Raw genomic sequence first — 21627 nt, forward strand, 5'->3', positions numbered from 1 at the left:
TCAGCGCCCATCGGCGATGATGCGAGCGACGTTGCGCTCCGCCAACGCGGTGATGGTGAGCGACGGGTTGGCCGCACCCGTGCTGCCGGGGATCAGGGCGCCGTCGACGACGTAGACGCCGTCGTGGCCCTTGACCCTGCCGTACGAGTCGGTGACGTCACCGAGCACCGCCCCGCCGAGCGGATGGGCGGTGAAGGTGTCGTCGACGTCGCGGGTGAACGGTTCGGCCGAGACGACGGTTCCGCCGGCTGCTGCCATCCGATTCTGTACTGCGCGTAGGGCTTCGACGGTGTCGCGGCTACCGCCCTTCGGCCAGGACAGCGACATCGAGTCGGTCGCGGCGTTGTAGGAGAAGTTCGCGCGCAGGGGATCGATAGTCATGCCGAGTGAGCCGAGGAATCCGAGGTCCCAGGGAACGCCGGGGACGTACCAGTTCTCGACGGTCAACGGAAGTCCCGACTCGTCGACGATGCGCGACGCACACGGCGCACCCTGCGGTCCGCCATTCGCGGGGCCGAGCGAGCGGGTCATCGACGCGTCGCCGTTGGTGCCGAAACCGCGGCCGACGAACTCGTTCAGGTTGCCGAGTGCGCCCGTCGCCTGGGCGCGCAGCAGCAGTTCCGTCGTGCCGATCGATCCTGCGCCGAGGACGAGCGAATCGCATGTGAGCGTTCGGGTTTCGACGACGTTGCCCTCGGGGTCGAGGCGTCGCACCTCGACGCGGTAGCGGCCACCCGATTCGGTGCCGATGGCGGCCACCTCGTGGCTGTGCGCGATGAGTGCGTTGCCGGTGCCCTCGGCTTGCGGGATGTAGTTCTGGGTCAGGTCGTGCTTGGCGCCGTTGCTGTTGCCGAAGGTGCTCGCCCCGATGGTCGCCGACGGACGCGACCGGCCGGACATCTCGTCGCGGAGGACGTTCCAATTCCAGTTGCCGTCGACGGGCTCGGGTGAATAGCCGGCGCGTCGGGCATGGTCGTCCCACGTACGAGAATGCGAGAAGTTGGGACTGTTGTAGATGTCGGCAGGCATGGTCGACGGCAGCAGCATCGAGCGCGCCTTCGGGTACCACGTGGCGGCCATCTCGTCGTACGAGAGGCGCCCGCCGAAGGACATGTCGAAGAAGCGCTTGTCGGGCGCGATGGTGACGCCGGTGTAGACGATGGATCCACCGCCGACGGCCGCACCACGCCACACCGAGAGGTTCTCGAAGCGCGTCGTGTCGAGCACACCGCCGAAGCGGTCGACGGGCCCCACGGGCATGCCCGTGATGTTGGTGAACGATCCCTGACGCCACAGACCACGGCCGTCGGCTGTCATGTCGGCAGTGAAGATGTCGCGCCACGGGTCACGTGGCCAGCGCAGGCCGCGTTCGAGGACGGTGACCCGACGCCCGGCCTGAGCGAGCCTCAGGGCAGCGGCACTGGCGCCGAAACCGGAGCCGACGACGATGACGGACGAGTGATCCGGCGGTCGAGGGGGATCGGCGAACAACTCCGGAACGAGGTTGCGGATCGAGCCGACGCCGATGGGGATCGCGCCGGCCCGGGACGCCGATACCAGCGGCGGTGCGGCCATTCCGACCAGTCCCGCTGCTGCCAGTTGAAGCAGTTGCCTGCGTTTCACGTGTTTCGTCCCCTGCACTCGACCCCGACCCGCCGGACATTCTTCCCTATCCGGTTGCCAAAAAGCGACCGTATGTCGGGAAAATGCTGGTTTCCGCTGGTCGAGCGCAGGTCGTGCGGACTAGCCCTTCGGTAGCTCCTGCACCGCCCACTTGTTGCCGTCGGGATCGGAGAAGTACACGAACTTCCCCCAGCCCTGGTCGACGACGGGATCGATCTCCAACCCGGCGGCCGTGAGGTGGTCGTAAGCCTCTTGCGCGCTATCGACGACGACCTGCATGCCCTCGACGCTGCCGGGTGCAGCTTTCGTGATGTTCTCGCCGATGGCGATCGAACACGCCGAACCGGGCGGGGTCAGTTGCACGTAGCGAATGTCGTCGGTCGGGCGCTCGTCGTAGTCGGCGACGAACCCGATGCTGGTGTAGAACTTCTTGGCCCGGTCCACGTCGGTCACGGGGATCATGATGAGTTCGATGCGAATGTCCACGATGTCTCTCCTCGGTCTCGATCGGTTGACGGGTCTCAGTGTGACCCGAATCGCGGACAGCTTCGGTCCTCTGTGTGCGGGGCGATGAATTTTTCGCTCGCGCCGGGTCGGAACCTGCGACGACGCCTACGAGAAGGAACGAGAAATGCACGACATCAACGACCCGGAACGCCTGTCCGTCAGCCGCACCGTCTCCGCGCCCCCGTCGACCGTGTTCGCCTTTCTGGCCGACCCGTCGAACCACCACCGCACCGAACCGACGGATTGGGTGCGCGACGCCATCGAACCGACCCCGATCACAGGCCCCGGCCAGGTCTTCCCCATGAACATGTACATCGAGCAGGCAGGGGGCCACTACGTCATTCACAATCTCGTGACGGTCTTCCAACCGAACCGCGCTATCGGGTGGTTGCCGACGACAGTGAACGACGACGGGGTGCTCGAGGCCGGCGGGTGGTGGTGGCGCTACGACCTCGCCGAGGACGGTGACGGCACCCGGGTCACGTTGACCTACGACTGGACCGACACGCCGTCGTTCGTCCGCGACCAGATCGGGGGCATGCCTGCCGTCCCGACCGAGTTTCTCGAACGGTCTCTGGCCTCGTTGGATGCGGCAATCGTCGAGGATCGTGAGGGTCTGCCCGCTTGACCTCCAGAAATATGCGCGACGCGTAACTCGTTGCCTCTGACGTGCTTCTGTCGCTTCTCGATCGCTCCCGAACCCGTGACGGCTCGTCCGACGCGACGGCGCTTCACGCGACCATCGACCGTGCCGTCAACGCGGAGAAGCTCGGCTACCACCGATTCTGGGTAGCCGAGCATCACGGGGTCCCCGGGATCGCGAGTGGCGCACCGCCGGTGCTGTTGGCGGCGATTGGTGCCAGGACGTCGAGCATCCGGATCGGGTCGGGCGGCGTCATGCTCCCGAACCATCAGCCGTTCGTCGTGGCCGAGCAGTTCGCGATGCTCGAAGCGCTCTACCCGGGCCGGGTCGACGCCGGGGTCGGCCGTTCGGTGGGATTCACCGAGCCGGTGCGCAGGGCTTTGCGCACGGTAGCAGCGGACACGTTCATCGACGACCTCGCCGAACTCCGTAGTTACCTGGACAGCACCGGCCCGGTCACGGTGCGGCCTGCGGTGCCGTCGCCGCCGGTCTACGTGCTCGCGACGGGGCAGGGGTTGGCCGTCGCGGCGGAGGCGGGACTTCCCGTCGTCGTCGGCGGCCCGATCCTGTACGGCGACGGTTCCGCGATCGACGACTACCGATGTCGGTTCCGTCCCACCGAGCGCAACCCTGCGCCGACGGTGATCGTGTCGCTCGACATCACCGTCGCCGAGACGGCGTCGAGAGCGCGAGAGTTGGTGCTCCCCGAGGCATGGGCGATGGCGCAATCGCGACGGACGGGCGAATTCCCGCCGCTGACACCGGCGTCGAACATCGATCTCGACGCGGCTCCGACGCGTGTGCGCGATCGCGTCGAGAAGTCCATTGCCACCGGCGTTCACGGAACGCCGGAAATGGTTGTGGCACAGCTCGATCGGTTGAGCGATCGAACCGGCGCCGACGAGATTCTGGCATCGACGTCGACCTACGACCGAGAAGCCCTGTTCGACGCCGATGCCGCGTTGATGGATCTGGTTCAGGCCTCGCTGTCGAGCTGAGCCATCTGGGCCTCGGCGTATCGGTCGCCCGCGACGGCGTCGGCAGGCGCGGCCTTGTCGATGCGCTTGTCGTGGGACTGCCGATCCCTGGCTGGGCGCGCCGGAGAAGAGCACACTGAACGACGTGGAACGAGACCAGCTCGCAGACTTCCTTCGCCGACGCCGTGAACTCCTGACTCCCGCCGACGTCGGTGTCGCGCCCGGCGTGAGGCGTCGAACACCGGGGTTGCGACGCGACGAAGTGGCCTTGCTGGCCGGGATGTCCACCGACTACTACACGCGCCTCGAGCAGGGGAGAGGTCCGCATCCGTCGACGCAGATCCTGAGCTCGCTGGCGCGTGCGCTGCGTTTCGACGACGACGAGCGCGACCACCTGTACATTCTGGCCGGGCAGGCGCCTCCGACGCGGATCGGTGCGGACAAACACGTCGGCCCCGGTTTGATGCATCTGCTGACCAAGCTCGACGACACCCCGGCGTTCGTCGTCACCGATCTCGGCGAGATCCTGGCCTACAACACGATGTTCGACGCCTTGTCCGGCGGCGTGCCCGAGTACACCGGCATGGACAGGTACGTGGTGTGGCGGTTCTTCATGGATCCGAACGCACGACGCGGATTCGTCGAGGACGACTGGGATCGCATGGCGCACAAGCAGGTTGCGGATCTGCGAGCCGTCGCAGCGCGCCGAGCCGGTGATCCCGAGGCGACGACACTCGTGTCCCGTCTACGTGCCGAGAGCGAGGAGTTCGAGTCGGTCTGGAGCGAGCACCGGGTGGCGTTCAAGGCGTCCGCGATCAAACGGTTCGTACACGCGGACGTCGGAGTCGTCGCGGTGCACTGCGAGACGCTCGCGACGCAGAAGGAAGGCCAGCATCTCATCGTCTACTCGCCCCTTCCGGGGACCGATGCCCGCGAGAAGTTCGACCTGCTCAGGGTCATCGGCACCCAGACGATGCGCGCTACTGTGGAGAACTAGGACATATCCGACGCAGGAGAGGTGCTCGACATGGCAGGCAAGAAGCTCGACCGCGTTCATGCTCAGTCCGCACTCGAGACGGTGCGCGAAAGCCCCGGCATTGCGTTGATCGCCGCTGCACCCGCATTGGTAATCTTCGCGCTCGTGTGGTGGCTCGCAGGTTTCGGAACCGCCCTTCTGCTGCTCATCGCACTCGGCGTCGTCGGGTTCGTCGGCGCGAAACTGAAGAGCTGAGCTAGCGCGGCACGTGGAAGTGCGTCAGCGCGCCGGTGCCGCGTCCGATCTCCGACCATGACGTGTCGAAGGTGAGAACAGCGATCGCCGACGTCGGAAATTTGCGGCCGATCTCGATGGCTGCCTCGGAGCCGGTGGCTTCGCCCAATTCCAGTGCGGTGAACGGTATTCCGGGCGCATGGCCGACGACGAGCAGTGTCGAGACGGAGTCGTCGGTCAGTGCGACCTCGTCGATGATCTCCTCCGGCGACGCCCCGTAGATGCGCTCCTCGTAGGTCACGGGTGCGTCGATCTTCGTTGCGGCGAGTGTTTCGCGGGTGCGCGTTGCCGTCGAGCACAACACGGCGTCGACGGCGCCGAAGTGCTCGGTGATCCACTGGCCTGCCAGTCCCGCTTCGCGCTCGCCACGCTCGGCGAGGGGGCGGTCGAAATCTTCCACCCCGTCGGGGTAGGCGGACTTGCCGTGTCGCATGAGCACCAAAGTTCGCGTCATGAGTACCACCGTATCGCGCACGGATGTCGGTCCCTCGTTCTAGAGTCTCCTCGTCGAACAGCGGTGAGTGAATCCGGGGGGGACCAACGCGTGCGAACGATGTCGACGGTTTTCGGGGTAATGGTCGTGTTGCTACTGGCAGGCATTCCGGCGGTCGCGCAACCTGTCGTCTCGCGAAGCGAGGAGCAGATCGAATCGTCGTCGCCGGTCACCGACGTCGTCGGATCCGTCGTGTCGGTGCTTGCCCCACTACCGCCCGACGCGCTCCGACGTCCTCCGGAATGCGACTACCTCTCCTACCTGCGGTGGCGGTCGGTCGATGGCCCGACGGAATCGACCGCGGCAGACCGCATTCTGGTCGCGCAACCGGGAATCTACGAGGGTGCCGGTGCCTTCGAGTCCGTTGCCCGTAACACCGTGTCCGCTGCCGCCGCGGCGGGATCCCATATCGAGTTCTGGGCATTGGATCGACGGTCCAATTGCATGGAGGACCACACCGGTACGCAGGCGGCGCTGGCAGCGAGAGATCTGACGGTCGCGTCGGACTACTACTACGGCGGCGCCGAGGTGGACGGTCGACGATTCGGCGGTTTCGTCGACGGCGACGCGACGGCGTGGCTCGCGCGCCAGGGACTCGAACAGACGCTGCGGGATCAGTACGACGTGATGCGCATCGAGATGCCGGATCCGGCCATGCGCAAACAGAAGATGCTGTGCGGCGGACACTCGCTCGGCGGTTTCGTGACGGGCTACTTCGCCGAGTGGGATTTCGACGGCAATCCCGGCACACTCGACGACGCCGGATTCAACCAGTGCGCCGGCTATTTCGCGCTCGACACCATCGTGAAAGCGGGAACGCCACCCCTGCTGAGAGGCATTCCGGATCTGGAAGTGCCTCGCGCAGTGGCCGATCCGATCGCCGACCTCGCGGCCCGTGTCGACGGTGCACTGCCGGTGCTGCGACTACCGGCCGTCATCAACCCCGAGACCACAAATCTCCTTGCGATGGCGGGCGTCGCAGCCAGCATCGATCCCGACGGCGTGAACGATCTCGTCGACGTTCTGCCGCGCAACACGAACATCGATGCGACACTGCGGGTTCTGCTGTCGAAGGACACCGCGACGGCTGCGACGGGCAGCCCGTCGGTGCGAACCCTGAACGCCACCAACGACGCCGTGCTCGGCGCACTGCTCGACGACAATTCCCAGCCTTTCGGCTTTCTCCAGGCAAGCGTCGGCTTCATCGGCGCACAGCCCGTCGTGGACAAGTCGTTTCCCACTCTGCCCGGCATGGAGTCACTTCCGATGATCGGTAGTGCGCTCGGCGATGCGCGCAAAGCTGCACCGGCGGTGTTCGGCGATCCTGACGTCGTGTACACCTGGAACGATTACGACGCGCTCGACGGCTCGGAGCAGACCGCGCGCTACACCGATTCCACCAGTGAGGTCACATCCATCACTCAGCTGGCTCGCAGTCTCGCGGAGCCGCCGCTGGACTTCACGGAGTGGTATTTCCCGACTGCGTTGACGTTCGATCTGGCTCAATCGGGCGCCACCGCGATCAGTGGACATCGGATACACCGAGACGGAGCGGACCGTAGCCCGATCCTCACGCTGCAGGGAAGCGGCGGAATCGATCTGCCTCCGTCGGGCCATCCGAACGACACGCGAATCGTCGTGCAGGGGTACAACCACCTCGACGTGCTGACGGCGGCGCAGACTCAGAACAACGGCCTTCCGGAGGTGGTGAGCACCGAGCTGGCTCGATTCGCAGCCGATCCTGAGCTGTGACCGGACACTGGACGTGGTCTATAGGAAGTTAGCGAAATCTACCCTCCAATTGTGCGCTTTCGACCCTTGAAACCGCACAATCGAAGGGTAAATTTGTCAAAGCCTGGAGGAGTGAGGTGCGCTCGCCCCTTGTCGGCGAAGTCAGGTGGCCGATACACGCCGCGCCCACAGTCGCGCCAAAGCGAATGTGGCGGCGAGAACCAGCAGCACCGCAAGGACGACCGGAATCGTCGTCGACACGCGGGTGGTGAAGTCGTAGAGCCATGCTGTCCCGACCCCGGCCGCGGTGGCAACCAGGCCGCCGACTGGAAGGGCTATTGCCACGCAGCGCACGGTCCGCCCGACGAGCTCGTCTGCGCGTGCACGCAGCGCGATCCGGAGGCTGACAACGCCAGGGATTGCATGTCGACGGGTGTTGTTCCCACTGACGTCCACGCAACCTAATCAAAAGGGACTGCGGAAACTTATGGACCCGATGTCGCCGTTGGTCATCTCGTAAGCTTCGGTCATGAAGACGTGCGGTGAGTCCTGGTCTTTCCTCGGCAGCAACCGGCGGACTGCTGGAACAAATCCGCTGCCGGGACCGATTTCGTGACGTACACCGGAACTGTCCATGCTGACCATCACCAGTTCGTTGTGGGATCGCAGTCCGCAGAGACCTACGAACCGACTGCGACCGGCAGCGTCATCGAAGTCGGGCCGAACTTCGTGACTGTCATGACCGGGGTCGCCTACGGCCCGGTATCGGTGATGGTCGAGCTACTTGAAACCGATCCCGGCGACCCCAGCACCAGCGGCGAGTGGGAAGTCATCGAAGAAGCCACAATCAAGGTAAGCGAACCGTTCCGAGTCCTCACCATGGGCGGCGAGGTCGCCCAGGACTTCCCGACGCTATCGATCCCGAAAGGGCTCAACACCTTTCGAGTCAGCGGACGCGGACGAGATGCAAACTGGGACTTGACCGTCACCGACCCAACGGAGTCGTACCTCGTTCAGATCTGGAGAGTTGCCAAAACCGCCGCAATGCGTCGACTCCACAAGACCGACACGGCCTGGAACAACGACATCATCGTCCACAAGGTCAGAAACTGGTGGGACCCCGATCCCGTCGCGGACGCAACCATGTACATCAAGTACGGCTACGAACAGATGGCGCGCTCGGTCAAGCAAAACGCTATCGACTGGGGCGGGCGGCCGCCCACCGACAAGATCGCACGCGTGCCCTACGCTCAACAATTCGCAGGGCACGACCGAATGCTCGTCGACGCCATGGCCCGAGCCCGCGCACCCAAACTGCGCACGATCGCTGCGTGGGCTGCGCGGCGGGCCTACACGATCGCCGGTGTCGCGGACATCGATTGGATCCGCGGGGGCCTCGAGGCGTTCGACAACGGCTCTCCGCTTCCAGTCCCGTTCGACGACCGGCACAGCACCAAAGTGTGGGACGCCTTCCACGACGACGCACGCATCCATCTGTGGGAAACGTCGGACAACGGCGAACAGGTCCCGACGCTTGCTTTGGCCTCGGTGAACGCTCTGACAGACGCAAGCGGGAGCGAGCCACTACCGGCAGTGTTCAACGTTCTCCACACCGTGGCCCAAGTACAAGCACGGGTCGATGTCCCAGGGCGAGTGTTGTTGCAGAGTCAGGACTACGACTACCCAAAGATCATTGCCGATCTGCGACGGGAATTCTTTCCGAAGCTGGCGCCCGCGGATCAGTACGAACGCTGGATCGGCCACACGGTCGACGATGTCCTACAAGCGAATCCAGGCCGATGACTGTGCGTGTGTTGACCGTGATGGTCGACGGGTGGCTAATCGAGGACGGATCAGTCCGGCCGCCCGCGGTGGGGGAGCCGTTGGCGATCAGCCTCGAGTTCTTTCGTTGCGCAGAACCCGTCACCGATCCGAGACTCGGGTCGATTCGAGCCGTCGCGCACCCCACGTTGGACCGCGAACCGTTGCGCCACCCCGATGGTCACTTGCAGTGGGAGACCGTACTTCGGGGCGACGGATGGTCGGCAGCATGGCGGGCAGATCGCCCGGTTGTCGGGCAGATCGCCGAAAATGGGAGCTTCTTCGTCGATCATGCCGGCCGGACTGAACCTGTGCGCGGTCTGGTGACGCGGGTTCGCAACGTGTTCGGCACGCTGGTCTACGGTGATCAGGGTTGGATTCACGGCACGGCCGATACGCTCGAGTTGGAGGATATCGAGACGTCGCCGCGGTGGTTCGACAACGTCCCCGGCGACCGGGATCCTGAACCAGGCGACAGCAGGCGGCACCACATGGGAGTGGTGATCGACCTCGACCTCGACAACGTCCCGCCGGCGCCGATCCGGCCTCGCGTCGTACCGTCGGCCGTCAGCGCCGCTGGATCGACGCTGTGGCTCCTGGACGGGGAGTTGCCGGTCTTAGTGCGTGTTGTCGATCCGATCGGTGCTGCGGCAGCGACTGAGTACGTGCTGCCTGCGGGTGTGGTGAGCGCGCTCGCGGATCCCCGACCACGACGGGTGTTCGCTGACTATTCAGGATGCTGGGTCGCCGGTAGATCGGACGTGTTGCGGTGCAACATTGTTGACGGCGTTGTGTCCGTTGTCCGGTTCGATTTGGGTCCCGTCCGATTCGCGACCGCCCGACAAGGTTCGTTGCTGGTCGTCACCGAAGACCACGTAGTCATCATCAGCAGTAGTGGTGAGCAACAGAATGTTTCGACGCCTAGCGGCGGTCTGCGCCCTGTCATCGATTGCGCTCCGACCGATACAGGTTTCCTGCTGCTGACGCTGGGACGTCCCCGCCGCACTGTCGAGGTTTCCGAGATCGACCGAAGCGGCTATTACCGTCCAGGTCATGAAATCGAGAGCCCCGTAGCGTTATTCGTGGTTCGAACAGTCGCCGGCATTCGAGTGTTCACCTACCACGGCGTCATCGACGCTCGGTCGGGCGAGACGTTACTCGCGCAGCGATTTCTGTCGGGCGGGCGGATAGGTAACCATGTATGGATTGTTCAGCACCGCCCGAGCGGTTATGGACATCACGGGTGGTGGCCCGTCGACGACGGTGATCAGCTCCCGCCGAGAGAAGACGGGCGATGGTTGTTCGTCGTACTGAATCCAGTCACATTCGCGGTGTTGTCCGTTCGGCCGATCAAGACGTCCAGGCCCGATGTCACTGTCGATGAGGAAGGCCGCATTTGGATTGCCGGGCTCGGTGTGCGCGGAATCGAAAGGGGCGGCAGGACAGTCGAACTCGACGTCGCGTCGCTTTTGTCCTGACCGTTCGCGTCGAGGGCAATGTGTGCGGTCGTCGATCGGCGGTTGAAAGATCGGTCGTGCCACACAGCCATGAGCTCGTACCACTGGCCGTCGAGGTGGGTCGCGGTGAAGTCGTCGAAGCCAGTTGGGTACCCATCTCGCGCTCCATGCGTCGAACACGTTCGAACGCTACGAGAGGACACCGGCCCTTGCTCTATCGGTGTCTGCAGAGGGATCCGATATCGGCGACGACGCTCCCATCATGCGGGTCGACCCATCGTGCACCGGTCTCGTCGGCCCGTGGCCTTAACAGATACCGCCCTCGGCTCGGCCATTGTACGAATTGGTATCCAGCGAGTTTGTCTTGCACAACTTCCGCCACCCATGCGGCGGCATCGGCGTAGGACGCGTCCATCGACATTCCCGCGCCGCGACCGAAGCCGCCGATATCGTCGTTGCCATCCCAGCCAATGGACACGTGATAGTCGGGATCGATCTCGAACTCCCACGTCAGATGACGCATCGTCACCTCACGCCCCGCCCGAAGGCACTGCAAGTCGCGCCCGACGGCGTCGAGCGCACGCATCCATGCCTCGGGCGGATCGAACTCGGGATTGCCCATGGGCTGGCCTGCGCCGTCGAAAAGCGGGAACCGCCAGATCAGGCTGTCGCTCCGCAGCTGCTCCCACAGACTTCGCATAGTTCGCCCTCTTTCGATCGTCGCGTCAGTCTATGTGCCAGTTGAGGTCAGGGGCGCACGCGGCAGCGCGGTCCGTTCGAAAGATGAGAAGCTTGGTCCATGACTTTCGAAGCCACCGAACGCCGTTGAACGACGACGACCGAAGCGAGTCCGGTGCGCTCACTGCGTTTCTTCCATTTCTGGGCGTGCTGATGGGGTGTGTCCTGGGGTGGTTCGGCGCAACGTGGGCAGTTCGTAATGCACCTGATCTATTGCCGATCTTCGCTGTGCCCGTGAAGGATCGGGCCTCGATTGCACCTGGCCCGCCTATCGCCTACTGGCTGACATGGTTGGTCCCGCCGGCGATAATGTACAGCGTAGGGGCGTTGGTGTTGTGGCGATCCCGACGGGGACGTGCGGTGGTAGCTAGTTTTCTGATCGGGTTCACGCTGATCTACGTCGGCTTCGCGTCGTTGTGGATTTCGCTGGACACTCAGGGTTTCTCTCCGAGCTGACCTCGAGGGTTCTGACAGAGGTCCGCGTTCTGGTCGAGTATGCGGCATCGTCCTGGAAACGGTGTCTGCACTGATCTGCGATGGATCGGCGGGCCGGGTAACGCTGCGTCGGCCACGCCCACGGGACCGGCGCGAGAGCCAGTCGACGTCAGTCGATCGGGTGGCCGTTGGTACGGAGTGTGGGGAGCCAGGTGGCGAGTGTGCGTCCGAGCGTGGCGACCATTCGGGGTCCGTACACGCACAAGGTTTGTTCCCAAGGGTGGCCGAACGTGCCCTCGCTGAAGTTGTCTCGGCCGAAGATGTAGTAATCGCCGTTCGGGTAGACGGGCACGCGCCACTCTGCGTGCTCCATTGCGGCGGCGTGGGCGTTCGCGTCGAAGCGGTAGCACCTGTGTTGCCAGTCGAGGACCACGAAGGTGGGGTCGTCAGCGAATTCGGTGACGAAGCACCGCAGGGCTTCGGCGTTGACCGCGTCTACTCGGGCAGCGGCGGACGACTTCGTGCGGATGGGGTCGGCGCTTACGTCGAAGGTTATCGATGGAGACGGTTCTATGATTGCTGGCCACGTCTCGGAGTCGATCCCAGGGCGAAACCCGTATCTACCCTCGAATATCTCCCAATACTGTTCCTGCACAACCCTGTCCAGTTCCGACCACCCCGCGGGCAGCGGAGACCTGAAGTCCATGGTCAACTTGGTTGTCATCAGCTCATCGTGCCAAGTCGACTTTCTTCAGTCGAATGGATCGTGGTCCATCGGTGTCTGTGTCGTGGCGTCATCAAGGCTGGGCTGACGGTCGATCGGTCGCCCATTCCGGCCCAGGCGCCCGTCTTGCGTTGCGCTTGGTTCCCGCGGCGTCGAGGTCATGCACGAAGACCTGTCGGTATTACCTGATGCCTTCGGTGCAGAGCACTGTCCCACTGTGGTCGGTGACGCCGTACTGGGTTACTGCACTGTGTCTCAATACCTTCGGTAGGTCAGGGTGATCGGTCGCCGTCCCATACCACCACTGCGTCGTCGCGAAGCCGGGCGCCGGCGGCGACAGGATGTAGGGACATTTTTCCATCGTGTGCGAGGTGATGCACTGTCACACCGTATTGCAGGGTGGCGACGTCGGCGACCAGGCGGCGATGACACCGCCACCACACGCTTTCACTGCACAGCATGGCAACTGCGCTCTCCGTCGAGCGTTCGAGCAGTTCGCCGATCGCGTCGGCGAAGTCCTGTGTTCGGGTGTACGCAGCGTAAGCCGCGAATTGAGGGACTTGCCACCAAGTGTCTTGTGCGGGCTCGCCTGCCGGCAGACGGCGACGGCCACCGAGCCGAGGCTCGTGCAGGTACGCAATTCCGATCGCAGGTACCCACTGTGCCATGGCATCTGCTGCGACGTCGGGGTTTCGGCGACTGCCGGGGAATCTGCGGATATCGACGATCGCATCGAGTTCAGCGGTGCGGAACAACTCGGTGAGACCGTGCCGATCGAGTGTGCCGTGCCCTACCGAAATCAACATCCTCCTATCCTCGCCGATCGCACGACGGCAGGTTCGAGGCGCGCTGGTCAGGCATGCGTTCAGGACATCGACCATGGCCCGTATCTGCGCGTGTAGGGCGGTTACGAGTTCTGGGCGTCCTTCTGCCTGCACATGGTCGATGAGCATGTGCGCGCAGCGCAACGGCCGGGGTGGATCGCGAGGTCATGAACGCATCCCTTCGATTGGTTTGCGAAGCACCGAAAACTCGGCACGGACAGCGAGTCTGCGTTGTTGCCCTCGTCTAGCGTTCTACCTCAGTAAGCCGGCAGATGGTTCCCCGACGGGTACTTGTCGGGGGAACCATCCAAGGCGCGCACTACTTTGACCCGAACTTGCGAAGGTAGTTATTCCGGGCCACTTCAACGCTTACGTTTCCGCGTCGTCGAGGCATCGTCGAGAGCTTTCGCGCGCTTCTCGGCGCGCTTCTCCTTCAGTGACTGCGTCGGTTTTCGAAGAGATTTTCCTGGCATCCGGTCAGCCATCGAGATCGGCCTTTCGATAGTTGGAACTGTTGTCGGTTGGTCCATGAGAGGTGGACGAGGGGTGTGTGCGGTGAGGAGCAGATGATCGAAGCGCTCGCGCAACGGTGGCTCCGCCATGCCGCACTCACCGACGGCGTCGAGCAAACGTGTTGCAATCAAGGATATTTCGGTACCGGTGTCGTGCGAGCGCCACATCAAAAGGTTCAGGGCTCGGTCGGCGGAAATTCCGTAAACCAGCATCAACATTCCGGTAGCTCGATCGATGCGCGGCTGCGTCGTACCGACGCTGTGGCCACGCTCTGCGACGGCCAGTTCGACATCGTGGTCGTATGTTTCGGTGATGTCGATGTAAAGACCGGAGGTTTTCAGGTCGTGCGCTGTCGAACCCGCAGCTCGGCTACCCAACAGCACGACGTGTCGACAATGTCCGCGGGTGTCGAGAATACGAATCTTCCGAGAAGTCGGCGTCGTGGATTCGGCCATTTTCGCCATGACACCGAAAGCGTGGCCGCGGTCGGCGTGGTGAACGTGGGAAAGGACCGTTGCGGTGGTCGGTGTCATGTCCTGGGCGGGGTATCCGTGTAACGCGGCCACGTCGGGAGACCAATGCCATCGCTCGTCTGCGAGGGAAAATGAGAACTTTCCGACGGGACCGAGCGGCCTCGATGTTTGCACTGCGAATGTGCTGGTCACATCCACCTCGTTTGCTGGGATGATTTCTCGGGACAGTAGGGCGATCGTCGGCGGAAAGGTGACGACCAGGACGTCACGCAATTCCGACGACGTGCACCGTGCACGACGAGCCCGTCGGAAGCGTGTACGTGCGTGTGTCGCCTGCCCTGCTGCCGACCAACGCCGCACCCAATGGTGACGTCGACGAGCAGGTATCACCTACGCCGGCATCGGCGAGAACGCCGGAACTCACGAGAGTGAAGGTCTCGACGTCGTTGTCGTCGTCGCCGAATCGCACTGTGACGACGGAACCGACGTGGGCCGTTCCGTTCTCGACCGGCGTGCAGGTGGTGCTGCCGGCGATGAGTGCGTTCAGCTCGGCCATCCGACGGTCCACCGTGAGCAGTGACTCGAGTGCGCGATGGTAGGGGTCGTTGTTGTCGAGATCTCCCATCGCACGATGTACTGCGACGTCGTGCGACAGCACCGTTCGTCGCTCGATCAAGACCGTCAATTCGTCGCGGAGATCATCCGAATTCGACGAGCCGATCGGCGCATTGTCGATGACAGTCATACTTTCTCCTAGCGCAGTGTTTTTGTGGCGGCGACGATGCGAATGCTGCTTCGTCGCGAGATAGGTTGGCCCTGCAACTCAAAAAAGTGACGCAAAATGGGAAGCATCGGACGAGAATGGTCCGAAATGTTCAGCGGACGAGGCCGAAATGATCTGCGTTGCAAACGATCCAGTCGGAATATGCGCGGATCGCACGCGAGGTGGTGAAGCGTCGAAACGCTAACCCACCTGCGCAACGTCGGGGATCACGGCCCACACCTTCTTTCCACTCGAAGTCTTGATGCCGACTGTAGCGCAGAAAAAATAAAAAGCCAGTCGCTGACGTCGAACGGCTACGCAAAACCCGCCCTACTATTTTTCTACTCTTGACGCCCGCGTATGCCGATACGGTCGAGAAAAACCCGCGCAGCCGAATTGACCGGACGCCGCGTACGACTTACCAGCGCCAACGATCGCCGAGGCGCGGGGACGACGTCGATGTCGAGCTGCTGCAGAGTCGGTCGTTCCTGCGCGATGGCCACGGGTATGACCGCGACGCCCAGCCCGCGTTCCACGAGATCGAGGAGACGACGCATGTCGCTGACTCGAAACGCTATGTCGCGCACCACTTTCGAATCGTCGAACAACGCGTCGACCACGGTTTGCAGTCCGACGCCCGCCTCGAAATCGACGTAGGGGTACTCGCCGAGCGTCGACAGTGCGACGCGGCGGCGGTCGGCGAGCGAATGGTTCGCGCCCACCACCGCCGTCAGGGGCTCGTCGTAGGTGCGTAGTGCGAACAGGGATGTGGGCACCGGCTGCGCATCCAGGGCCACGAACGCGCAATCCAGCGAGCCTTCCTCGACTGCGTCCAGCAACGTCGTCGTGGTTGCCTCGCGCAGCACGACCTGCACCCTCGGGTAGTCGTTGTGGAACGTTTCGAGGACGGCGGGTAGGTCCACGGCGGTGAACGTCTGCACGGCACCGACCGCCAGTGATCCCGATTCGAGGTTGTCCACGCCTCGGAGATCGTCACGGGCAGCGGCCACGTCGCCGATGATGCGGCGAGCATGTGAAAGCAGAACGGCACCAGCGGATGTCAGCAGGACGCGTCGCGTCGTGCGCTCGAAGAGCTGCGCGCCCACCTGACGTTCGAGGGCTCGCACCGACGAACTCAGAGCCGATTGGGAAATGTGCAGTCGCTCTGCGGCTTTGGTGAATTGCTCGAGGTCTGCGACCGCCACGAAGTGTTCGAGTTGTCGCAGTTCCATTGTTCGACTCTATCGAACGAAACGATAGAAATTATGTGTTGGATCGATGAAGCGATTCTCGCGACGATGCAGTGATGCGAACACGTGCAACTGCCGACGCACCACTGGACTCACGCCTGACCGCGGTGATGGCACTGATTTCCGGCCTCGTGGTGGCGAACAGCTATTACGCGCAGCCACTGGTCGACGCGATCGCCGAGAGCCTGCACGCGTCGACCACGAATGTCGGACTGGTCGTCACTGCGAGCCAGATCGGGTACGCGGTGGGGCTGGCGATGCTCGTCCCTCTCGGTGACCTCGTCGAACGCAGAAAGCTGTTGGCCGTCATGTTGACCGTGACGTGCGCGGCCCTCGTGGTCATGGCAGCAGCACCGTCGTGGCAGGTCCTGGCCAGCGCAGCCGTGATAGCCGGTGCGGGCTCCGTGGTCGGTCAGGTTCTGGTGCCGCTGGCCGCGTCGTTGGCCTCCGACGACGAACGCGGACGCGTGATCGGCAACGTCATGACCGGGCTGTTGCTGGGCATTCTGTTGTCGCGGGTCGTCGCCGGTCTCATCGCGCAGGTCGGCGGTTGGCGGGCTGTCTTCGTGGTCGCGGCGTCGTTGATGGTTCTCGCGTACGTGCTGGTGCGGACCCTGCCGACGGTTCCGCCCGACGCTTCGCTTACGTACCGGGGTCTGCTGGCGTCCGTCGTGGCATTGGTTCGCGAGGAGCGCGTTCTCCGGTGGCGGATCGCGTACGGAACCACGACCTACGCGTCGTTCGGCGTCTTCTGGACGTCGGTGGGATTCCTGCTCGCGGGGCCTGCCTATGGCTGGTCCGACGCGCGAATCGGGCTGTTCACGCTGGTCGGCGTCGCCGGTGCGCTGGCGGCGCGGTTCGCGGGTCGGCTCGCCGATCGTGGCTACGCGCAGCGCCAGACAGGGCTGTTCGTCCTCGCCACGTCGCTCAGTTTCCTGCTCCTTGCCGTCGGCGAACAGCACGTTCTGGCTCTGGCGGCAGGTGTCGCGCTGCTCGATCTCGGCATCCAGGGCACCCACATCAGCAACCAGAGCCTGTTCTACCCGCTACGACCCGACGCCCGCAGCCGACTCAACACGGCGTACATGACCACCTACTTCCTGGCGGGGTCGATCGGCAGTGCACTGTCCGTCGTGGTCTACACGTGGGCGGGATGGCCGGCAGTCTGCGCGCTGGGTGCCGCGTTCCCCGCACTCGGTTTCGTGCTGTGGGTGGTCGAGTCGTTTTCGAACCGCCGCTCCCACCTGCTACCTTGAACGCCGTTCAAGTTCGCATCACGAGGAGTGAGCATGGCAGGCGCACAGGAGTCGACAGTGGCCGGTTCGAATTTCCGTATCTCGGCCCGTGACATGGCTCAGATCGCTGTATTCGCTGCGTTGCTGGCAGCGCTCGGCCTGCCCGGCGCCATCACCGTCGGCTTCAGTGGTGTTCCGATCACGCTGCAGACGCTCGGCGTCATCCTCGCCGGAGCGATCCTCGGTGCCCGCAAGGGGACGCTGGCCGTCGTCGTGTTCATCGCACTGACGCTGATCGGCCTACCCCTGCTGTCGGGTGGACGCACAGGTCTGACCGCTCTCGCCGGACCCAGCGCCGGGTACCTCATCGGCTGGATTCCCGCCGCCTTGGTCATCGGCCTGCTGACGGCACGCATTCTGCCGAAGTATCCCGTCGTGCTCGGCCTGCTGATCAACGCGCTCGGCGGCATTCTCGTCATCTACGTCTTCGGTACGTTCGGCCTGCTGCTGCGTACCGACATCGGAGTCTGGGGTGCCATCTCCGCCAACTTCGCATTCCTGCCCGGTGATGCGCTGAAGGTCGTCATCGCTACCGTCGTCGCCAAGAGCGTGCACCGCGCCTACCCGGGCCTGATCCGTTCGTGACCGAAGTGCTCGGCGGAGTAGGTGACGCGCCGGCACTGAGGTGGGCCGGCCGGACCGTCACCTATGCCGAGTTCGACGCAGCGATCGACGCGTGGCCCGACGAGCCCGTGTGCGACGCGTCGGAACTCGATGTTCCGACGGCCCTCGTCGCCGTCTTTGCCGCTGCCCGCCGGGGCACAGCAGTACGCGTCGAGAATCCCGATGCCAGGCCCGAGTCCCGCGAAATTCCCGTGGGAGCCTGGCTGCTCGTCGCCACGTCCGGATCCACCGGACGCCCCAGGCCACTGGCGCGTACCGTCGCGTCGTGGGCCGACAGCTTCGATGCATTCACCGCGATCACGGGTCTGAAGCCCGAGGACACGGTCCTGATCACCGGCCCGCTGCACGCGACGATGCACCTTTTCGCGGCCGTCCACGCGTTGCACATCGGTGCGTGCGTCACCGACGACGAGCAGATCGCGACGGCCGCGCACGCCGTGCCCGCGGTACTGCGGCGGCTCGTGCACGACGCTCCACAGCTGCGGACCGTCGTCGTCGCCGGAACCGCACTCGACGCCGGCGCGCAGGAGCGTGCCGCAGGCCTCGACCTCATCGAGTACTACGGCGCCGCCGAACTATCGCTCGTTGCCGCGCGCAGGGTGCCCGAGCCGCTGAGACTTCTCGACGGCGTCGAGGCACGAGTGGACGACGGGTTGCTCGTCGTCCGCAGCCCGTACGCTGCGCTCGGAACGCCCGAGTGGCTCGGCGTCGGCGACCTGGCCGAGCTGTCCGACGACGGCACACTCGCCGTGTTCGGCCGCGGCGATGCGGTCATCGACGTCGGGGGCACGACCGTGGTCGCCGAGGATGTCGAACGCATTCTCGACGCCATCGACGGTGTCCGAGCAGCTGCCGCGATCGGTACACCGCACGACGTGCTCGGCGCGACGGTCACCGCGGTGGTCGAGCTGGACGGCGACCTCGACACGGTCAAACAGCACGCCCGTCGCCGACTGCAGAAAGAGGCGGTTCCACGCCGCTGGGTGGTCGTCGACGAGTTGCCACGTACGGGCAGCGGAAAGATCGCGCGTGGTCGGGTGAAAGACTCGTTGTCATGACTGCGATGCCCGTTCTGGTTGCGCCGTGGCGGACGCCGATCGGAAATGCCGGGCACGGTCTCAAGAATCTGACGACGACGGATATTGCCGCGCCCGTGCTGTCCGCGGTCGTGACGTCGCTGCGCGAATCGGGATGCTCCGACGAGGTCGACGACGTCGTGCTCGGCAACTGCCTGGGTCCGGGCGGTGACCCGGCCCGCATCGCGGCCCTGCGCGCCGGACTCGGCGTCGACGTGCCCGGCGTGACCGTCGACCGCCAATGCGGATCGGGCCTCGACGCCGTCATGCACGCTGCGATGCGTGTCCGCAGCGGCGAGGACCAGCTGATCCTGGCCGGTGGCGTCGAGTCGGCCAGTACCGCGCCGTGGCGCTTCTGGCCACCGGCATCTGATGAAACTCCCGTCCGCTACACCCGTGCTCCCTTCGCGCCCGACGGCTTTCCCGACCCGGACATGGGCGTCGCCGCCGACGATCTCGCGCGCAAGCTCGGAATCAGCCGCGAGCGGCAGGACGCGTACGCCGCGCGGTCGCATGCACGCGCCGCGGCCACCGACTTCTCCCACGAGATCGTCCCGATCGTCGGCCTCTCTCGCGACGAGCGAATTCGACCCAACATGACCCAGCAGAGGCTCGCGCGCCTGCGCCCGAGCTTCGGGGCCGACGGCACCGCGACCGCGGGCAACTCGTGCGGAATCTCCGACGGCGCAGCCGCTCTCGCGGTGACGACGGAAGCGCGCGCGAAAGGACTTCCCGCACTGCGTGTTCTGGGTTCGGCGGTGGCCGGGTCGGATCCGGCGCTACCGGGCCTCGGTCCGGTGCCTGCGATCGAGAAGGTACTACGACGCACCGGCGTCGCGCTGGCGGACGTCGGAATCGTCGAGATCACCGAAGCATTCGCGTCGGTCGTCCTGGCGGTGACGGACAGCCTCGGCGTCGACGAGAACATCGTCTGCCCGCAGGGAGGGGCCATTGCGATGGGGCATCCGTGGGGCGCGTCGGGCGCAATTCTGTTGGTGCGCTTGGCAGCTCGAATGCTTGTGGGCGACGGACCCGAGGTAGGGCTTGCGGCCTGCGCCATCGGCGGTGGGCAAGGTATTGCGATGATCGTGGAGCGTGCGTGGTGAGTGAGATCGTGTTCGACTCGGTGCGGCACTCGTTCGGGGAACGAGAAGTGTTGCGCGGCATCAGTTTGACTATCACCGAGCGCCGCGTCGGCATCATCGGCACCAACGGATCGGGCAAGTCGACGCTCGCGAGGACGATCAACGGTCTGCTGACCCCGACGTCGGGCACCGTCACCGTCGACGGCGTGGACGCGTCGAAGAAGGGCGCACAGATCCGCAAGAAGGTCGGCTTCGTCTTCACCGACCCGGACACCCAGATCGTGATGCCGACGGTCGCCGAGGATCTCGCGTTCTCGCTACGCCGGTCCGGGCTGAGCAAGACCGAGATCGCCGAACGTGTCCGGGAGATTCTGGTGCGCTTTCGGCTCGACGGCCATTCCGACCATCCGTCGCATCTGCTGTCCGGTGGGCAGAAGCAGTTGCTCGCGATCGGTGCCGTGCTGATCCGGCATCCCGAGGTCGTCATCGCCGACGAGCCGACGACGTTGCTCGATCTGCGCAACGCACGCGTCGTCGCCGAGGCACTGAATTCGATGGATCAGCAAGTGATCGTCGTGACGCATCAGCTGGCCTTGCTCGACGGTTTCGAGCGCGTCGTCGTCATCGACGACGGTCGCGTCGCCTTCGACGGCACCCCGGACGACGCCGTGCCCGCCTATCGAGAGCTCGTCGCGTGATCGGGCTGTATCGACCGGGGAACTCGCTGCTGCACCGACTGCCTGCGGGCGTCAAACTGGTGCTGCTCATCGTCGCGATCCTCGCCGCGACGATCCTGGTCCGCACGCCAGTAGCCGTCGGTGCAGTCGCGGTGGTCGTCGCAGCACTGTTCGCGACAGCCCGCATTCCGGCGAAAGTCGCTGTCGCGCAACTACGTCCGATCGTCTGGATGCTCCTGATCATCGGTGTGTTCCAGGTGATCATCACGTCGTGGCAGCGTGCCCTCGTCGTGTGCGGGCTGTTGCTGATCTCCGTCGCGCTGGCGGCACTCTTCACGCTGACGACGCGGATCAGCGACATGCTCGATACCGTCTCTCGCGCACTGCAGCCGCTACGACGGTTCGGCGTCGACCCCGAGCGCGTCGGTCTGATGCTCGCCCTCGCGATCCGGTGTATTCCGCTGCTCGCCACGATCGTGCACGAGGTCGCGGAGGCGCGGAAGGCGCGCGGCCTGCAGTGGTCGATGACGGCACTGGCCACACCGGTTCTCGTGCGGGCACTGCGGACCGCAGATGCCATGGGCGACGCCCTCGTGGCCCGCGGCGTCGACGACGACTGACACCGGCG

At 64.6% G+C, this 21627-nt stretch carries 23 protein-coding genes; 13 read left to right on the forward strand and 10 right to left on the reverse strand.

The window, feature by feature from the left end:
• Positions 1-1623, reverse strand: coding sequence for a GMC oxidoreductase (locus A3K89_RS16050; protein ID WP_068427728.1), 1623 nt, complete (start codon positions 1621-1623; stop codon positions 1-3).
• A gap of 120 nt (positions 1624-1743) precedes the next feature.
• Positions 1744-2109, reverse strand: a complete 366-nt coding sequence (locus A3K89_RS16055) for a VOC family protein (protein ID WP_174551441.1) — start codon at positions 2107-2109, stop codon at positions 1744-1746.
• 145 nt (positions 2110-2254) lie between these two features.
• Here A3K89_RS16055 and A3K89_RS16060 point away from each other — a divergent pair, with 145 nt between their 5' ends.
• From A3K89_RS16060 to A3K89_RS16075, 4 genes are all read left to right on the forward strand, one after another.
• Positions 2255-2758 (forward strand): SRPBCC family protein, encoded by a 504-nt coding sequence (locus tag A3K89_RS16060; protein ID WP_114328256.1) that lies wholly within the window; start codon positions 2255-2257, stop codon positions 2756-2758.
• 41 nt (positions 2759-2799) lie between these two features.
• Positions 2800-3771: an MsnO8 family LLM class oxidoreductase gene (locus tag A3K89_RS16065; protein WP_068427730.1), complete on the forward strand. Its 972-nt coding sequence runs from the start codon at positions 2800-2802 to the stop codon at positions 3769-3771.
• A gap of 124 nt (positions 3772-3895) precedes the next feature.
• Positions 3896-4747 carry a helix-turn-helix transcriptional regulator gene (locus A3K89_RS16070; RefSeq protein ID WP_068427732.1) on the forward strand — a complete coding sequence of 284 codons (852 nt, stop codon included), beginning with the start codon at positions 3896-3898 and terminating at the stop codon, positions 4745-4747.
• Positions 4748-4777: 30 nt separating this feature from the next.
• Positions 4778-4981: a hypothetical protein gene (locus A3K89_RS16075; protein WP_068428988.1), complete on the forward strand. Its 204-nt coding sequence runs from the start codon at positions 4778-4780 to the stop codon at positions 4979-4981.
• A gap of 1 nt (position 4982) precedes the next feature.
• Here A3K89_RS16075 and A3K89_RS16080 read toward each other — a convergent pair whose 3' ends face one another.
• Positions 4983-5474 (reverse strand): SixA phosphatase family protein, encoded by a 492-nt coding sequence (locus A3K89_RS16080; protein WP_068428990.1) that lies wholly within the window; start codon positions 5472-5474, stop codon positions 4983-4985.
• A gap of 120 nt (positions 5475-5594) precedes the next feature.
• On the opposite strand from A3K89_RS16080, the gene A3K89_RS16085 reads away from it, so the two are divergent.
• Positions 5595-7265, forward strand: coding sequence for a hypothetical protein (locus tag A3K89_RS16085; RefSeq protein ID WP_068427734.1), 1671 nt, complete (start codon positions 5595-5597; stop codon positions 7263-7265).
• Positions 7266-7406: 141 nt separating this feature from the next.
• On the opposite strand, the gene A3K89_RS25835 is transcribed toward A3K89_RS16085, so the two are convergent.
• Positions 7407-7589, reverse strand: a complete 183-nt coding sequence (locus A3K89_RS25835) for a hypothetical protein (protein ID WP_157105364.1) — start codon at positions 7587-7589, stop codon at positions 7407-7409.
• Between the two features lie 267 nt (positions 7590-7856).
• Here A3K89_RS25835 and A3K89_RS16095 point away from each other — a divergent pair, with 267 nt between their 5' ends.
• Positions 7857-9047 carry a hypothetical protein gene (locus A3K89_RS16095; RefSeq protein ID WP_068427737.1) on the forward strand — a complete coding sequence of 397 codons (1191 nt, stop codon included), beginning with the start codon at positions 7857-7859 and terminating at the stop codon, positions 9045-9047.
• Positions 9044-10543: a hypothetical protein gene (locus A3K89_RS16100; protein ID WP_157105365.1), complete on the forward strand. Its 1500-nt coding sequence runs from the start codon at positions 9044-9046 to the stop codon at positions 10541-10543. The genes A3K89_RS16095 and A3K89_RS16100 overlap by 4 nt, the downstream gene beginning before the upstream one ends.
• Before the next feature lie 193 nt (positions 10544-10736).
• Here A3K89_RS16100 and A3K89_RS16105 read toward each other — a convergent pair whose 3' ends face one another.
• From A3K89_RS16105 to A3K89_RS16135, 6 genes are all read right to left on the reverse strand, one after another.
• A complete protein-coding gene (locus A3K89_RS16105) occupies positions 10737-11222 on the reverse strand; it encodes a hypothetical protein (RefSeq protein WP_068427741.1) in 486 nt (161 codons plus the stop codon).
• A gap of 642 nt (positions 11223-11864) precedes the next feature.
• Positions 11865-12401: a DUF2716 domain-containing protein gene (locus A3K89_RS16115; protein WP_254303572.1), complete on the reverse strand. Its 537-nt coding sequence runs from the start codon at positions 12399-12401 to the stop codon at positions 11865-11867.
• Positions 12402-12691: 290 nt separating this feature from the next.
• A complete protein-coding gene (locus A3K89_RS16120; RefSeq protein WP_068427747.1) occupies positions 12692-13225 on the reverse strand; it encodes a DUF488 domain-containing protein in 534 nt (177 codons plus the stop codon).
• Positions 13226-13605: 380 nt separating this feature from the next.
• On the reverse strand, positions 13606-14589 hold the full coding sequence (locus A3K89_RS26735; protein ID WP_367946711.1) for an ANTAR domain-containing protein: 984 nt from the start codon (positions 14587-14589) through the stop codon (positions 13606-13608).
• Positions 14495-14974: a GreA/GreB family elongation factor gene (locus A3K89_RS16130; protein WP_068427751.1), complete on the reverse strand. Its 480-nt coding sequence runs from the start codon at positions 14972-14974 to the stop codon at positions 14495-14497. The genes A3K89_RS26735 and A3K89_RS16130 overlap by 95 nt, the downstream gene beginning before the upstream one ends.
• A gap of 359 nt (positions 14975-15333) precedes the next feature.
• Positions 15334-16224 (reverse strand): LysR family transcriptional regulator, encoded by an 891-nt coding sequence (locus tag A3K89_RS16135; protein WP_068427753.1) that lies wholly within the window; start codon positions 16222-16224, stop codon positions 15334-15336.
• 74 nt (positions 16225-16298) lie between these two features.
• On the opposite strand from A3K89_RS16135, the gene A3K89_RS16140 reads away from it, so the two are divergent.
• From A3K89_RS16140 to A3K89_RS16165, 6 genes are read left to right on the forward strand one after another with little or no spacing between them, the layout of a single operon-like run.
• Positions 16299-17498 (forward strand): MFS transporter, encoded by a 1200-nt coding sequence (locus A3K89_RS16140; RefSeq protein WP_174551442.1) that lies wholly within the window; start codon positions 16299-16301, stop codon positions 17496-17498.
• A gap of 33 nt (positions 17499-17531) precedes the next feature.
• Positions 17532-18122 (forward strand): biotin transporter BioY, encoded by a 591-nt coding sequence (locus tag A3K89_RS16145; protein WP_254303556.1) that lies wholly within the window; start codon positions 17532-17534, stop codon positions 18120-18122.
• Entirely contained in the window at positions 18119-19219 is a 1101-nt protein-coding gene (locus tag A3K89_RS16150; protein ID WP_068427757.1) for a class I adenylate-forming enzyme family protein, read from the forward strand. Before A3K89_RS16145 ends, A3K89_RS16150 begins: the two co-directional genes overlap by 4 nt.
• Complete coding sequence (locus A3K89_RS16155) at positions 19216-20343, forward strand: thiolase family protein (protein WP_068427759.1); 1128 nt, start codon at positions 19216-19218, stop codon at positions 20341-20343. The genes A3K89_RS16150 and A3K89_RS16155 overlap by 4 nt, the downstream gene beginning before the upstream one ends.
• On the forward strand, positions 20340-21020 hold the full coding sequence (locus A3K89_RS16160) for an energy-coupling factor ABC transporter ATP-binding protein (protein ID WP_068427761.1): 681 nt from the start codon (positions 20340-20342) through the stop codon (positions 21018-21020). Before A3K89_RS16155 ends, A3K89_RS16160 begins: the two co-directional genes overlap by 4 nt.
• Positions 21017-21619: an energy-coupling factor transporter transmembrane component T family protein gene (locus A3K89_RS16165; protein WP_068427763.1), complete on the forward strand. Its 603-nt coding sequence runs from the start codon at positions 21017-21019 to the stop codon at positions 21617-21619. The genes A3K89_RS16160 and A3K89_RS16165 overlap by 4 nt, the downstream gene beginning before the upstream one ends.
• The last annotated feature ends 8 nt before the right edge of the window (positions 21620-21627 follow it).

The organism is Rhodococcoides kyotonense, assembly GCF_001645385.1.
Classification (GTDB): domain Bacteria; phylum Actinomycetota; class Actinomycetes; order Mycobacteriales; family Mycobacteriaceae; genus Rhodococcoides; species Rhodococcoides kyotonensis_B.